Origin of the sequence: Vibrio sp. LB10LO1, assembly GCF_010092875.1 — a bacterium.
GTDB classification, from domain to species: domain Bacteria; phylum Pseudomonadota; class Gammaproteobacteria; order Enterobacterales; family Vibrionaceae; genus Vibrio; species Vibrio campbellii.
On sequence record NZ_JAADJW010000018.1, the window covers coordinates 1 to 14,941 of the forward strand.

Consider the following 14,941-nt stretch of genomic DNA (forward strand, 5'->3'; position numbering starts at 1 on the left):
ACTGAGCCCGTAGAGGACTTTCACCTCCTAGATCAACGCCATGCTCGGCGCACCATAAAAAAAGCGAAGTCATGTGACTTCGCTTTAGGTTCTCGCTACTTACATAGCGCGACATAAACAAGTGTAATCTTAATCACACCTTGCATTGCTTACTCTACAGTTACCGCTTTCGCTAGGTTACGAGGTTGGTCTACGTCCGTACCTTTGATCAATGCTACGTAGTAAGACAGCAACTGCATTGGGATGGTGTAGTAGATCGCCGCCGTGATTTCACTAACGTGTGGCATAGTGATGATCTTCATGGTCTCGTCACCTTCAAAACCTGCGTCAGCATCAGCAAATACGTAAAGCAGACCACCACGCGCACGTACTTCTTCAACGTTTGATTTCAGTTTTTCTAGAAGATCGTTGCTTGGTGCAACAACAACCACTGGCATATCTGCATCGATCAACGCTAGAGGACCGTGCTTCAGTTCACCCGCCGCGTACGCTTCTGCGTGGATGTAAGAGATCTCTTTCAGTTTTAGAGACGCTTCCATCGCGATAGGGTAGAACTCACCACGACCTAGGAATAGTGTGTGGTGCTTATCGGCAAAATCGGTTGCCAGTGCTTCGATTTCTTTCTCGAAAGACAGCGCCGCGTTGATTTGCTGCGGCAGAGCGTGAAGCGCTTCTACGATCTCTTTTTCTTTCTCTTTGCTGATGCGGTTTTGTTGCTTACCTAGCGCTGTCACTAGCATTAGTAGTGCAGAAAGCTGAGTCGTGAACGCTTTGGTTGAAGCCACACCAATTTCTACACCGGCACGGGTCATAAACGCGAAATCAGATTCACGAACCAGAGAAGAGCCCGCTACGTTACAGATGGTCATTGCCGCCATGTAACCTTTCTCTTTTGCTAATCGAAGTGCTGCTAGCGTATCGGCTGTTTCACCAGACTGAGAAAGCGTGATCAATAGGCTGTTTGGACGCGTCACAAACTTGCGGTAACGGAATTCAGACGCGATTTCTACGTCACAGCTGACACCTGCAATGTCTTCGAACCAGTAACGTGCTGTCATACCTGCGTTGTAAGACGTACCACAAGCTACGATCTGTACGTGCTCAACTTTGCTTAGGATTTCTGCCGCGTTTACGCCGATAGCTTCAGTGACAACAGAATCAGCCGTGATACGACCTTCCATTGTGTTGATAAGCGCTGTTGGTTGCTCGTAAATTTCTTTCTGCATGAAGTGACGGTATTGACCTTTATCACCCGCATCGTGTTCAGCGTTTGATTCGATAATGTCACGCTCTACACGCTCACCAGCTGCGTCAAATACAGTCACTTCGCGACGAGTAATCTCTGCAACATCACCTTCTTCTAGATACATAAAGCGACGTGTCACGTTAAGCAGTGCAAGTTGGTCAGAGGCAAGGAAGTTTTCACCCACACCAAAACCAATAACGATTGGGCTACCTGAACGTGCTACTACAATGCGTGAAGGATCCTTACGATCCAGCGCTACTGTGCCGTATGCGCCATCCAGTTGTTTTGCTGTCTTCTGTACCGCCTCTAGTAGCGTTTCTGAAGTGCGAAGTTCCCACTCAACCATGTGTGCGATAACTTCAGTATCTGTTTGAGATTCGAAAACGTAACCGCGAGATTGAAGCAGTTCACGTAACTCTTCGTGGTTTTCGATAATACCGTTGTGTACCACCGCGATGTCACCAGACATGTGTGGGTGCGCGTTCGCTTCTGATGGCTCACCGTGAGTAGCCCAACGAGTGTGTGCGATACCCGTACCACCAACGACTTTCGCTTGGTCTACTGCGTCAGCTAACTCTTGAACCTTACCCAGACGACGAATACGCGTTAGGTTGGTTTCGCCATCAACAATCGCGACACCCGCAGAGTCATACCCGCGGTATTCCAGGCGGCGTAGGCCTTCAACCAAAATTTCTGCAACGTCTCGTTGTGCTACTGCACCTACGATTCCACACATGTGCTTATCTCCGTTTATTGTTTTGTTCTTCCCTGACCATGATTTCAAATAGAGGCAGCAAGCAAAGGCCTTTATCCAGGGGGAAGTGAAATATGAAACTGTTTACTTAATTAGATTAGGCGCAAATGACTTTTACGCCATGTTGTTCAATCTTTGCTCTGTGTTCTGGCTGCAACTCTGCATCGGTAACCAACACATCAATTTGGTCCCAAGCGAGTTCTAAGTTCGGGATCTTGCGCCCTACTTTCTCAGACTCGATCATGACGATGACTTCACGAGACACCTCCGCCATGACTTTACTTAAGCCAACCAATTCATTAAACGTTGTGGTTCCGCGCTCTAGATCGATACCGTCGGCACCGATAAATAGCTGGTCAAAGTCGTAAGCTCTCAATACAGATTCGGCTACTTTGCCTTGGAAGGATTCTGAGTGCGTATCCCAAGTTCCGCCTGTCATTAACAGGGTTGGTTCGCTCTCTAATTCGTTAAGTGCATTGGCGACATGCAACGAGTTGGTCATAACAACCAAGCCTCGTTTGTCGTTTAATTGCTGAATCAGCGCCGCAGTCGTACTGCCACTGTCGATCACAATTCGGTTATGTTCTCGAATCAATGATGCGGCTGCTTTTGCTAGACTTAACTTTCGACTCGAAACAATTGGACTCAATTCTTCATGGATAACTTCCGTTGGAATAGAGATTGCACCGCCATAACGGCGCAAAAGTTGTCCGTTTTTCTCCAAAGAAGCTAAGTCCTTTCTAATCGTGACCTCTGAGGTTTCAAATTTCTGTGCTAGCTCATCAACGCTAACTTCCCCAAGCTCATTTACTAGGTTAGAAATGGCGTGTCTTCTTAGTTGAGTGTTTCGTTTCGACATTTATGTTTTGATTTTAAGTTTCGGTTTGAAATTTATTATAGTCAAAACGAAACTTTTAAGTCCATTTATTTCGATCCAAAAAATTAATGTTTCTCGATAAAACCTTGTCCTAAGACAATTCTTAAACAGTGATATTGGATTCATTCGGTGGTAGAATTCGCCACCGAAAAGAAAAAAAATTACAGAATTGACGGTTATTTTTTTGCAACTTTCTGCATATAAAGTGGGATTAGTCACAAAAAGGTAACCATAATCGCCGATCTTTTAGTCATAAAATGACTAAACTTGGTGAAAGACTTACAGAATCTGAAGTTCCAATAATGTGGCGGAAAATCGGTGGGTGGCAGGCACTAAATGTCACCAAAAACGCCCCTACTTCAGACTAAACAACCGACTTTCAAATTGTAACTATACTTACCGGAGAGTATCTTCCATGAAAAAGACCAAAATCGTTTGTACGATTGGCCCTAAAACTGAATCTGTAGAGAAGCTAACTGAACTAGTAAACGCAGGCATGAACGTAATGCGTCTTAACTTCTCTCACGGTGACTACGCAGAGCACGGCACTCGTATCGCGAACTTCCGCCAAGTAATGGAAGCTACAGGCAAGCAACTTGCAATCCTTCTAGACACTAAAGGTCCAGAAATCCGCACAATCAAACTAGAAGACGGCAACGACGTTGATCTAGTAGCTGGTCAAGAATTCACTTTCACAACTGACATCTCAGTTGTAGGTAACAAAGACAAAGTTGCAGTAACTTACGCTGGTTTTGCTAACGACCTAAACGTTGGTAACACTATCCTAGTAGACGACGGTCTAATCGAAATGGAAGTGCTTGCAACTTCTGAAACTGAAGTTAAGTGTAAAGTTCTTAACAACGGTGCTCTAGGCGAAAACAAAGGTGTTAACCTTCCTGGCGTTTCTGTAAACCTACCTGCACTATCTGAAAAAGATAAGAACGACCTTAAATTCGGTTGTGAGCAAGGCGTTGACTTCGTAGCTGCTTCTTTCATCCGTAAAGCTTCTGACGTTCAAGAAATCCGTGAAGTACTTGCTGCAAACGGCGGCGAGAACATCCACATCATCTCTAAGATCGAAAACCAAGAAGGTGTTGATAACTTCGACGAGATCCTAGAGCTTTCTGACGGCATCATGGTTGCTCGTGGTGACCTAGGTGTTGAAATCCCAGCAGAAGAAGTAATCTTCGCTCAGAAAATGATGATCGAGAAGTGTAACCGTGCACGTAAGATGGTTATCACTGCAACTCAAATGCTTGATTCTATGATCAACAACCCACGTCCTACTCGTGCGGAAGCAGGCGACGTTGCTAACGCTGTAATGGACGGTACTGACGCAGTAATGCTTTCTGGTGAAACTGCTAAAGGTAAGTACCCAGTTGAAGCGGTAACTATCATGGCTCAAATCGCGAACCGTACTGATTCAGCTCTAAAAGCTGAGCTAGGTTCTCGTCTAGACAGCCCACGTCTACGCATCACTGAAGCAGTATGTAAAGGCGCAGTAGATACAGCTGAGAAACTAGCTGCTCCACTTATCGTTGTTGCAACTGAAGGCGGTAAATCTGCACGTTCAGTACGTAAGTACTTCCCAACTGCAAACATCCTAGCACTAACGACTAACACTAAGACTGCTGCACAGCTAGTTCTAACTAAAGGTGTTACTCCAGTAGTTGTTGATTCAATCGACAGCACTGACGCATTCTACGTAGCAGGTAAAGAACTTGCTCTAGAATCTGGTCTAGGTAACAAAGGCGACATCGTTGTTATGGTTTCTGGTGCTCTAGTAGCTTCAGGTACAACGAACACAGCTTCTGTACACGTTCTATAAGACTGAAGAATTCAATCATCAGTTCAATAAAAAAGAGGGCTTCAGCCCTCTTTTTTTATATATTTAATCTTGCCCTCATAATCAGTACGCTGTATTATCAATCACAACCGAACTACGTACTGTTTAGTTGTCGTCACGATAATAAAATTTCATGAGGTTGCTTGTGTCTAGTCCTACCCTTACCGACAAAGTTTCGAAAATGATCTGTCAGGACATCCTGACGGGTGAATTAAAACCAGGTCAAAAGCTTGTGGTTGCTGAGCTGAAACAGAAATACAACGTTGGTGCATCACCTATCCGCGAAGCACTTGTGCAACTGTCTTGGAGCAAGTATGTCAAACTTGAACCACAAAAAGGCTGTTGGGTTGCACCTGTATGCAAAAAAGAATTGAACGACTTATACGAAAGCCTTCGTGTAGTCTCTTCTGTACTGCTTAAGAAAGCAATTTTAGCGGGGGATGAAAGCTGGGAGTTGGACGTGCTGACTTCATACCACAAGCTATCACGCCTGAACTTTGATGAGACATTCTGCTGGAAAGAGTGGGAAGAGCGTCATCATCAATTCCACGTTTCTCTACTCGAAGGTGCCGATTCAAAGAACATGTTTGAGTTCTTTAGCGATCTGATTAACCAAATCAAACGCTACCGCTATTTTGCAATGCAAGCGGTAAGCTCAGAGAAAGATGCCCTATTCAATATCGATGAGCATGAGATGATCATGAAGTTGGTGCTGGCAAAGAACAGCGAAGAAGCCATGGATCTTTTAGATAAGCACTTACTGAGCTCAATGCAACGCATTGAAACGGTACTAGAGCTAGAGCCTGCTTAATTATATCGCCCAATAGATAGTAAAAAATCGGGGCTATCCCGATTTTTTTGTTTTGGAGAAACGCCTTCAGTGATGAACGTTTCCCACGGCTTACTTAGCTAAGCAATGTCATCGAAACTGTGACAAATAGACACTCGGTTACGCCCTGCACTTTTTGATTCGTACAGGGCAATATCTGCGCACTTATAGCTACGAGTACGATCGGCAGTTAAATCACTGTAACCAACACTTACCGTCACTGAGCCGTCACCACTCAACTCGACAGCCACTCTCAAGCGATTTAATACCACTTCCGCTTCTTGTATAGTCGTGTGCGGCATGAGCACTGCAAACTCTTCACCACCAACACGAGCAACGAAGTCAGTATTCCTTACTCCACTAAGTAATGTTTCCGCCACGCTGCAGATGACTCGGTCTCCTTCATCATGGCCCATCTCATCGTTGATACGCTTAAAATGGTCAATATCAAACAGCGCTAAACAAGTGGTTGGCGTATTCGGATAACGCTCTAGCATATTGGCATGCTGAGCCAACTGCTCTTCAAACTTGCGTCGGTTCCAAAGATTGGTTAATCCGTCACGTTCACTTAAGTTACGCAACTTTTCTTCCAGTTCTTTACGCTCTGAGATGTCCACTAACGAGGTTATGTAATAACTGACTTTACCCGACTTCGCCATAATGGCCTGAATACGCATAATGGCCGTAAACACATGATTAAGCTTAGTACGGCAACGCACTTCCCCTTCCCATACTTGCTCAACGCCCAGTTTGTTCCAAATCGCGAGAATGTTTTCTAGGTCTTCAGGAATAAAAATCAGGTTATGGGCATTCCAACCTCGTAATCGAGAAGACGAATAACCCATCATGTTTTCAAACTCCTGGTTCACCATCATAATGCGGTGTGAAGTATCTGAAATAACGACAGCGGTCATCCCATCTAGCGCAGCTCGCGCTAATTTAGACTCGATACTATGACGACGGTAATGCAGTGCAAGAGAGGTAATCGGAAGTGCAAACACCAGCATTAAGCTGAGCACAAAAAACGCTTCTTGGACTAAGTCATCAATATCACGATCCGCTCTCTCGAGCAGTTGTTCTTGCGAAAGATCGATAATTAAGTGGAGAGGCTCGCCTGGTACGAAGGCAATCGTGTTGAATACAGTCAGGTTTTTACCGTTGTATTCATAGCCCATCTTCTCTGAGCCCATGTTTTGCCAAACATCGGGTTGCAATAAGCCAAAATTAAATCGAGAGCGATCTGGAATAATATCGCCATACAGTTTTCCAGAGTATGGGCTTGCAACGTAGTAACCCGCTTGATTGAGCAACTCAATATTGAAGTCTCTGACCGGTGAGTAGTTCAAGCGAGACGAAAGGTATTGCACATCAATGTTCAGCACTAGGTAACCTTCACGCACACCATCCATTGCGACCGGCATCATAATGCGAACCGATGGTCTGTAAGGATACACCAGCGCGCCATTTTCTTGCTCTAGCTCGATCCCCCAAGAGCCAATCTGATCATTTTCCAGATTCTGCGCATATTGGAAGTATTCTCGGTCTGATTTGTCTTGTAGCGTGCGGGCGGCGGCGGCCGTTCCAGTTTTGAAATCGTAATTAATCCGAACATTCTCTCGCCCTTCGAGGTTGAGAAAACGGATTTGTCGGTACCATTTTTGGTTTACGGCAACCGAACTCCACACCTCTTCTAAGATGGCGAGATTCTTTGGATTTGGATGACGTAAGTAGTCGTAAAGGCTTTGACTATGACCGAGAAGATCACTGATGGAGGAGATCTGATCTTGAACGTTGTTATATTCGCGCTCAGAGTAAGCTAACTGGTGAAGGGCCTCTTTCGCGGTATTCTTGACGTTACTCGCTAGCAGAGTTTGATATTTCTGGTAGTAGTAGATTGAGATGAGCGCGCTAAAAAATAGCGTCGTCGCCAGCAAGGCGCTGACTAACTTCCTGACTTTCACGCGTTCTACTACTCACATTGTTTACGAAAACGTCAATTATATCATTATTTGTTATTTTCTAAACAAAAAGCCATCGATGAACGATGGCTTTTCTGAAATGCACTTGGTTTCATTAAGGTTTAAGGCAACGCTCTCCACGAGCAATACCAACCACACCACTACGAGCTACTTCCACGACTTCAGTCACTTCAGAAATCGCTTGGATGAAAGCATCCAGCTTCTCACTCGTGCCCGCTAACTGAACTGTATACTGAGAAGCGGTCACATCCACGATTTGACCACGAAAGATATCAGCCGTGCGCTTAACTTCAGCGCGAGCAAAACCACTTGCTTTGACCTTCACCATCATCAGCTCGCGCTCAATATGCTCGAACTCTGTCACTTCTTGAACTTTCAGCACATCAATCAGTTTGTGCAGCTGCTTTTGGATTTGCTCAAGCTGCATTTCATCGGATGTGGTCGTGATGTTCAAACGCGATAACGTTTCATCATCGGTTGGTGATACGTTCAAAGACTCGATGTTGTAACCACGCTGCGAAAACAGACCAACAACACGAGACAAAGCACCAGGTTGGTTTTCCATTAGCAAAGAAATAATGTGTCTCATATTAAGTACGCTCCGTTTTGCTTAGCCACATCTTGTCCATACCCTCGCCTTTGATCTGCATTGGGTAAACGTGTTCGGTTTCATCTACGTTGATGTCGACAAACACCAAACGATCTTTCATGTCTAACGCTTTTTGTAGACCCGCTTCAAGCTGATCTGGCGTTTCGATACGAATACCGACGTGACCATAAGCTTCTGCAATCGCTGCAAAATCAGGAACAGAACTCATGTATGAATTGGAGTGACGACCTTGGTAAATAATGTCTTGCCACTGTTTTACCATGCCTAGGAATCGGTTGTTCAGGTTGATGATCTTCACTGGAATGTCGTATTGCATTGCCGTCGACAACTCCTGAATATTCATCTGAATACTGCCGTCACCAGTCACCACCACCACTTCTTCTTCTGGCATCGCGAACTTCACACCCATACCAGCAGGCAGACCGAAGCCCATAGTGCCAAGGCCACCTGAGTTAATCCAACGGCGTGGCTTATTAAATGGGTAGTAAAGCGCCGCAAACATTTGGTGCTGACCAACATCAGACGCCACGTAAGCATCACCATTGGTCAGCTTGTGTAGGGTTTCAATCACCTGTTGAGGCTTGATACGCTCTGGAGAGGTTTCGTAGGCCAGACACTGACGATTACGCCATACTTGGATATCTTCCCACCACTGGGTGATCGCATCTTGATCGTTGCTGCTGCCTTGCTCTTTCAATAGGCCCATCATGGTTGCCAAGACTTTATCCGCGGAGCCTACGATTGGCAGATCCACTTTCACGTTTTTAGAAATGGAAGAAGGATCGATGTCGATGTGCATCACTTTGGCATTCGGACAGTACTTCTCTAGGTTGTTGGTGGTACGGTCGTCAAAACGGACCCCAATACCGAAGATAAGATCCGCTTCGTGCATCGCCATGTTGGCTTCGTAGGTGCCATGCATGCCTAACATGCCCAGCGAGTTTTTATGTGTACCAGGGAAAGCACCTAACCCCATCAATGTACTTACCACAGGCAAGTTCAATTCATCTGATAGCGCTTGGATATGCTCATGGGCACCAGAAATAACGGCACCACCACCGATGTACAATACCGGCTTCTTCGCCTCAACAAGCGATTTCAATGCTTTTTTGATCTGACCTTTGTGACCTGATGTCGTCGGTTTGTATGAACGCATCGAAATGCTTTCTGGATACTCGTAAGGAAGCTTGATTTGCGGGTTCAAAATGTCTTTTGGCAAATCAATCACAACCGGACCCGGACGGCCAGTTGTCGAGATGTAAAACGCCTTTTTGATCGTCTCTGGAATGTCTTCTGCTTTTTTTACTAAGAAGCTGTGTTTCACTACTGGGCGCGATACACCCACGATGTCACACTCTTGAAAGGCATCATTACCAATCAGGTTGTTTGGCACGTTACCTGAAATGACGATCATTGGAATGGAGTCCATGTACGCCGTCGCAATACCTGTGATGGTATTGGTCGCGCCTGGACCCGAACATACCAGTACTACACCCGGCTTACCCGTTGCTCGGGCATAACCATCCGCCATATGAGTGGCAGCTTGTTCATGTCTTACTAGTACGTGTTTGATTTGATCGGTTTTGGCGTGCAGGGCATCGTAGATATCTAAAACGGAACCACCTGGGTAACCAAAGATTTGTTCTACGCTCTCTTCGATCAGAGATTGCACTACCATCTCTGCGCCTGACAACATTGCTGTCATAATTGCTCTCCTTACCAGTTTCCCTCACCGTAAGGCCAACGGTTTGGTCTGGTTTTACATAGTCTAGGTCTTATTCGTAGCCTAATAGAAATACTTCCACTTTTTCAGCTATGTCTTACGCCTGTCATAACAAAACGCAAGGTAACACAACAAATGTAACGTTTTATTATCAACGGGTCTAATGAGAGATAAATCAAATTTTAAACAAGATGCTATAAATTAGAACAAAGTCAGGGTTAGACGCTACCAATAGAGAGCATTTTAGAATCAACAAAATGTATACACTGAAAATAAAGTGAATAATTTCACTAAAAATAGCGACCCAGAGTGTTTTTTTCTCTTTGTAGAGAGGAAAGAAGTGTGAAAAGCGGTCATAAAAAATCCCCAGCAGCACAATATTAGGCAACTGGGGATAATTTCATCAATCTGAAATCTAAGTCAGCTTAAGTTACTTTTTATCTGACTTTTCGTTGTACATTTCTTCGATTTCATCTTGGTATTTGTCGTTGATGACTTTACGACGAAGTTTTTGTGTTGGGGTCAACTCACCATCATCCATCGAGAACGCTTTAGGCAACAGTTTGAATTTCTTAACCTGTTCAAACTTAGCCAGTTCTTTCTGAAGGTCATTAACACGCTTCTCAAGCATCTCGACAATTTGGTGGTGTTTGATCAACTCAACACGATCGTGGTACTTGATGTTCAGCTCTTTCGCGTACTCTTCTAGCGAGTCATAACAAGGAACGATAAGCGCGGATACAAACTTACGTGTATCAGCAATAACCGCGATCTGCTCGATGAAGTGGTCTTTACCAATTGCACCTTCTACGACCTGAGGTGCAATGTACTTACCGTTTGAGGTCTTCATCAGTTCTTTAATACGGTCAGTAATGAACAGGTTGCCATTCTCATCAATGTAGCCTGCATCACCCGTCTTCAAGAAACCATGCTCGTCGAATGTCTTCTCGGTCTCTTCTGGCATTTTGTAGTAGCCACGCATCACCATTGGGCCACGAACTAAGATCTCGTTATTTTCGCCGATCTTAACTTGCGCACCCGGCATTGCCATACCGATAGAGCTTGGATCAAAACATTGGTCATCCCAACATGAAACCGTTGCTGTGGTTTCTGTCATGCCGTAGCCAAGCTTCACGTTGATGCCAATCGCATGGAAGAAACGACCAATGGTCTCATCCAACTTCGCACCACCACATGGCATGAAGTTAATGCGGCCACCAAGTAATGCACGTAGCTTGCTCAGAACCAGTTTATCCGCCAGAGCATACGACTTGCGCAGCATCAACGATGGCTTGCGACCTTCTTGATGACAAGCCGCCATCTTCGCACCCATGTTTACGGCCCAAGTGAACATAATCTTACGGTGAACAGGTGCTCGCGATACTTTCTCATGAATTGCTGAGAAGATTTTCTCGTAGAAGCGTGGTACCGCACTCATGACTGTAGGGCGTACTTCGCTCAACGCATCACGCACTTGCATCGTGTCTTGCAGATAACAGTTAGTTCCGCCCTTGTAGAGCACGTAGAATGTCCACGCACGTTCAAATACGTGTGATAGTGGTAGAAAACATAGCGATACGTCGTCTTCCGTCAAGCTTAGGCGTTGATCGTGACCTTCAAGCTGCGCAGAGATGTTAGCGTAATCCAACATCACGCCTTTTGGCTGACCTGTCGTGCCCGAAGTGTAAATCAGAGTCAGTAAATCATCTTCTTGTGCTTGCTCTAAGCGAACCTCAAGCTCAGCGTGCTGGCTATTGTCCCCCTTGGCAATAAAGTCTTGCCAAGACATCGCAAAGGCATGCTCACCCAGATCAATGTCGTCTGACATTGCAACGATAAGCTCAAGCTGCTGACATTCGTCGTAGATGCTAACTGCTGCATCAAACTGTGGCTGCTCACCAACGAACAGCACTTTTACGTCTGCGTTATCGATGATGTAAGCAGACTGTGCTGCCGTGTTAGTTGGGTAAATCGGTACAGTCACGCCACGCAATTGCAACGCTGCAAAGTCAGCAATCGTCCACTGCGGCATATTATTTGAGAAGATACCGATCTTATCTTGAACGCCCAATCCCTGAGCCAAAAGCGCAAGTGATAAAGCATCTACTTGCTGACCAAATTGCTCCCAAGTAATACCTTGCCATGTGTCGCCGACTTTATGTTTAAGCGCAACACGAGTACTACCCTTCGCAATTTGTTCACGAATACGTTTTACGATATGAAAATCTAACTTGGCCATTCTTTACATTACCTTTTGGCTTACAGGCGTAAGCTATTTGAGCGCACAAGTGTAACCTCGACGCTTAAAAACGCAACTGACCATTATCAAACTTATTATTATTAAGAGACGACTATCACTAATGAGAGCATAGCTCATGTTTGAGTGATGAAGGTTTAATCAACTTAAGTCGCTGTTTCAGTTGTCATTTGGTGGATATAAAAAGACCCCGAAAGACGGCAATCTCTCGGGGCCAAGGAATTGTAAAAATTGATGATTACAAATCCAGTCTGACCAGTTAGTCAGGCTAAAAAATCGGCTTATTTAAGTGCTACCACTTCACCACAAGTGATCATTAGCTGATCACGTAGCCAGATATGACCTTTATCTTTCTCACTTGATTCGTGCCAGCTTAGGTAACCGCTGATTTCTTTGTTTTCAAATGGGAAATCTAGGATTTGCAGTTGGTCGCTGTTTACTGCGTTTTCTGCCATCCAACGTGGTGCGATAGTTACAAGCTCAGACTGGCTTACTACGTAAAGCAGGTTGCTTAGGCTTGAACCTTCGTACGCTGCTTGGCAATCAAGTTCACGGTACGCTTGCTCAGAGAAGCTGCGTTGACCATGCACGCGTGAAAGTTTCGCGTGTTTTTCGTTGATCAGTTGCTCAGCTGATACACCACCTTGAATGCGAGGGTGCGTCTTAGATGCAATAACCACTAGCTCATCTTTAAAGATTTCAGTGCTTGAGAAACCTTGGTCATCGAAACGAGCGTAGTCGATTACGAAGTCGATTTCTTGGTAGCGCATACGCTCTGAAAGGAGGCGATCAAATTCCGCATCTAGGTGAAGTTGTACGCTTGGCGCCTGCTCATTGATGTTCGCCATAATGCGAGGTGCGAAACGCATGTCACATGGGCTACAAATCGCGAGCTTAAATAGACGAGTTGAAGACTCAGGTTGGAATACTGAGCTCGGTAATTCGTTGCGGATAAGTTGCAGTGCTTGGCGGATTGGGCCAAACAGCTGACGAGCGCGCTGAGTTGGTTGAATACCACGCCCCTGACGCATAAATAGCTCATCATTAAACATCACTTTTAGGCGAGCAACCGCGTTGCTTACTGCTGGTTGTGACATACCTAGATTGTGTGCTGCACGAGTAATGTTTTGCTCTTGCATCACAGCATCAAATACAGTCAATAGATTTAAATCTACACCACGCAATGTGCTTTCCATACGGTAGCTAGCAATTGCGCTCATCGCGTCTTTTTTATCTAACATGGAGTGCGCCTCTTATGTAATCGTCAACTTGGTTCAATGAATTCTTAACGAATAGAATCCCTTCGCACACAGACGACCGTGGCTGGATTCGAATCATTTGTAAGGAATAGAAAACCGAATTTGTATTATATTTATCGTCCGGATATTTCCGGCTTGAACCGTACTATCAACTAATCGATTAAGGTTTATCAACTAGATTGATATTTAATCATTAAATTTTAGCCAATTAGGTATTTATCTATTAATTATCATAACCTTAAGAAAAACATAAAAAAGTATAAAACAACGAATTCAGAGATTTCTGACAACTTATTTAGCACGTAAATGACAATCTACAGGTAGCACTTTATTCATTTACTGAGATTATCGTTCGCATTTCAGTTCAAAAAGCAGCATCAATAGTTCGGTTCACAAAATGCACAAATCAGTTAAAGAGGCAGCGAAATTACCGTGAATAGAAATGATCATAGGGGCATAAAAATGCAGCCAATCAGGTCATGAATGACTGCGAGTGTTCAGTACCAAAAGCGGCTAAAGACTGGATACATAGCTAGGAAAATCGACCTGCTCCCAGAGCTGCTCAGAGAGCTTTTCAGGTGCATCCCAAGCCCCTTGCAGTACCCAACTGGCAATCGCTTTTGCTACATCGGGATACTTCACACTTTCTGCTTGTTGTTCCTTTAGCCACTGACGCACTATCGAGATATCGAGATTGTCCATCGAAGTCGCCAGCCCAAGGTCCTCCAAAGTGGCGACATTACTCTGCTGTTCGAATTGCCCAGCTAACGGTTTGAGCAAAAGTTTCTTACCTAACGAAAGTGCCTCTGATGGCAGTTCAAAACCACCATTGGCAATCACACCACTGCAACGCTGCAGATGATGCTGGAAATGGGTATGACATAAAGGTCTCAACTCGATGTTTTCAATTCGCTCACACTCAATCACATTCGGGTGATAGCAAACAAAACTCTGCTGATTGAAATGAAACAGCAAGTCACTGATGTCTTCTATCGATTCAAACGGCAGATAAACCAACACAAAATCTTCATTGCCTGAGGCATGCTCAAGAGTATGTACAATCGGAGGAAGAATAGGTTGGTCAAAATGATACCAATGTAGTCCAAGATGATGCTGAGAAGGGGCAAAGTGTTCGATCACGGATTTATCAAACCAACTCGCCCCTTTCTGTGGTACGGGATAGCGAAAGGCGTTCTGGTGACTGATGCCGATACATGGCTTGTTTTGCTTGCGTGCAGCCCAAGCAGAGACTGGCTCAAAGTCGTTAATAACCAGATCATAAGAAGAGAGATCAAGATGCTGTACTTCTTTGAAGAACTGAATCAGATTGTTGTTTAGTGCCGTTTTGGTGTAGTTCACTGAGCCCTTTTCTGTGACAAAAGTGAAACCACGCCTTGTCTGATAATCACCAAATGCTTCCATCGAGAAGTATTTATCTGGTTCACGGCCTGAGAAGAGAAAGTCCACCTGCACCTCATGTGCTTTAAATGCCTCACTCATTGCTCGTGCCCGAGCAATATGGCCGTTTCCCGTACCTTGGACACCGTAAAGGATTTTCATC

General features: G+C 44.8%; 10 protein-coding genes. 2 read left to right on the plus strand and 8 right to left on the minus strand.

Annotated features, from left to right (window positions below; genetic code table 11):
• Window positions 1-149: 149 nt before the first annotated feature.
• Window positions 150-1,982, minus strand: coding sequence for a glutamine--fructose-6-phosphate transaminase (isomerizing) (gene glmS / locus GXP65_RS14120; RefSeq protein ID WP_077201119.1), 1,833 nt, complete (start codon window positions 1,980-1,982; stop codon window positions 150-152).
• Between the two features lie 115 nt (window positions 1,983-2,097).
• Window positions 2,098-2,859, minus strand: a complete 762-nt coding sequence (locus GXP65_RS14125) for a DeoR family transcriptional regulator (protein ID WP_005430429.1) — start codon at window positions 2,857-2,859, stop codon at window positions 2,098-2,100.
• A 433-nt stretch (window positions 2,860-3,292) separates the two neighbouring features.
• Between GXP65_RS14125 and pykF the strand changes: the two genes are divergently transcribed.
• Both pykF and GXP65_RS14135 read left to right on the plus strand, forming a co-directional pair.
• On the plus strand, window positions 3,293-4,705 hold the full coding sequence (gene pykF, locus GXP65_RS14130) for a pyruvate kinase PykF (protein WP_005528633.1): 1,413 nt from the start codon (window positions 3,293-3,295) through the stop codon (window positions 4,703-4,705).
• Between the two features lie 151 nt (window positions 4,706-4,856).
• A complete protein-coding gene (locus tag GXP65_RS14135; RefSeq protein WP_005430420.1) occupies window positions 4,857-5,534 on the plus strand; it encodes a GntR family transcriptional regulator in 678 nt (225 codons plus the stop codon).
• A 98-nt stretch (window positions 5,535-5,632) separates the two neighbouring features.
• Here the strand turns inward: GXP65_RS14135 and GXP65_RS14140 are convergent, their stop codons facing one another.
• The 6 genes from GXP65_RS14140 to GXP65_RS14165 form a co-directional block, all read right to left on the minus strand.
• On the minus strand, window positions 5,633-7,513 hold the full coding sequence (locus GXP65_RS14140; protein WP_038890862.1) for a diguanylate cyclase: 1,881 nt from the start codon (window positions 7,511-7,513) through the stop codon (window positions 5,633-5,635).
• Window positions 7,514-7,625: 112 nt separating this feature from the next.
• Window positions 7,626-8,120, minus strand: a complete 495-nt coding sequence (gene ilvN / locus GXP65_RS14145) for an acetolactate synthase small subunit (protein ID WP_005430438.1) — start codon at window positions 8,118-8,120, stop codon at window positions 7,626-7,628.
• 1 nt (window position 8,121) lies between these two features.
• Entirely contained in the window at window positions 8,122-9,846 is a 1,725-nt protein-coding gene (locus tag GXP65_RS14150) for an acetolactate synthase 3 large subunit (protein WP_162093109.1), read from the minus strand.
• Between the two features lie 448 nt (window positions 9,847-10,294).
• Window positions 10,295-12,103, minus strand: coding sequence for a long-chain fatty acid--CoA ligase (locus GXP65_RS14155; protein ID WP_005430448.1), 1,809 nt, complete (start codon window positions 12,101-12,103; stop codon window positions 10,295-10,297).
• Between the two features lie 299 nt (window positions 12,104-12,402).
• Window positions 12,403-13,362, minus strand: a complete 960-nt coding sequence (gene calR, locus GXP65_RS14160) for a LysR family transcriptional regulator CalR (RefSeq protein ID WP_005430441.1) — start codon at window positions 13,360-13,362, stop codon at window positions 12,403-12,405.
• Window positions 13,363-13,893: 531 nt separating this feature from the next.
• Window positions 13,894-14,940 carry an MJ1255/VC2487 family glycosyltransferase gene (locus GXP65_RS14165; RefSeq protein WP_162093110.1) on the minus strand — a complete coding sequence of 349 codons (1,047 nt, stop codon included), beginning with the start codon at window positions 14,938-14,940 and terminating at the stop codon, window positions 13,894-13,896.
• Window position 14,941 lies beyond the last annotated feature (1 nt).

Coding starts and splice junctions, on each gene's coding strand:
- glmS (WP_077201119.1), bottom strand. CDS start 1,982: ATGTGTGGAATCGTAGGTGCAGTAGCACAACGAGACGTTGCAGAAATT.
- GXP65_RS14155 (WP_005430448.1), bottom strand. CDS start 12,103: ATGGCCAAGTTAGATTTTCATATCGTAAAACGTATTCGTGAACAAATT.
- calR (WP_005430441.1), bottom strand. CDS start 13,362: ATGTTAGATAAAAAAGACGCGATGAGCGCAATTGCTAGCTACCGTATG.
- GXP65_RS14165 (WP_162093110.1), bottom strand. CDS start 14,940: ATGAAAATCCTTTACGGTGTCCAAGGTACGGGAAACGGCCATATTGCT.
- ilvN (WP_005430438.1), bottom strand. CDS start 8,120: ATGAGACACATTATTTCTTTGCTAATGGAAAACCAACCTGGTGCTTTG.
- pykF (WP_005528633.1), top strand. CDS start 3,293: ATGAAAAAGACCAAAATCGTTTGTACGATTGGCCCTAAAACTGAATCT.
- GXP65_RS14135 (WP_005430420.1), top strand. CDS start 4,857: ATGAGGTTGCTTGTGTCTAGTCCTACCCTTACCGACAAAGTTTCGAAA.
- GXP65_RS14150 (WP_162093109.1), bottom strand. CDS start 9,846: ATGACAGCAATGTTGTCAGGCGCAGAGATGGTAGTGCAATCTCTGATC.
- GXP65_RS14125 (WP_005430429.1), bottom strand. CDS start 2,859: ATGTCGAAACGAAACACTCAACTAAGAAGACACGCCATTTCTAACCTA.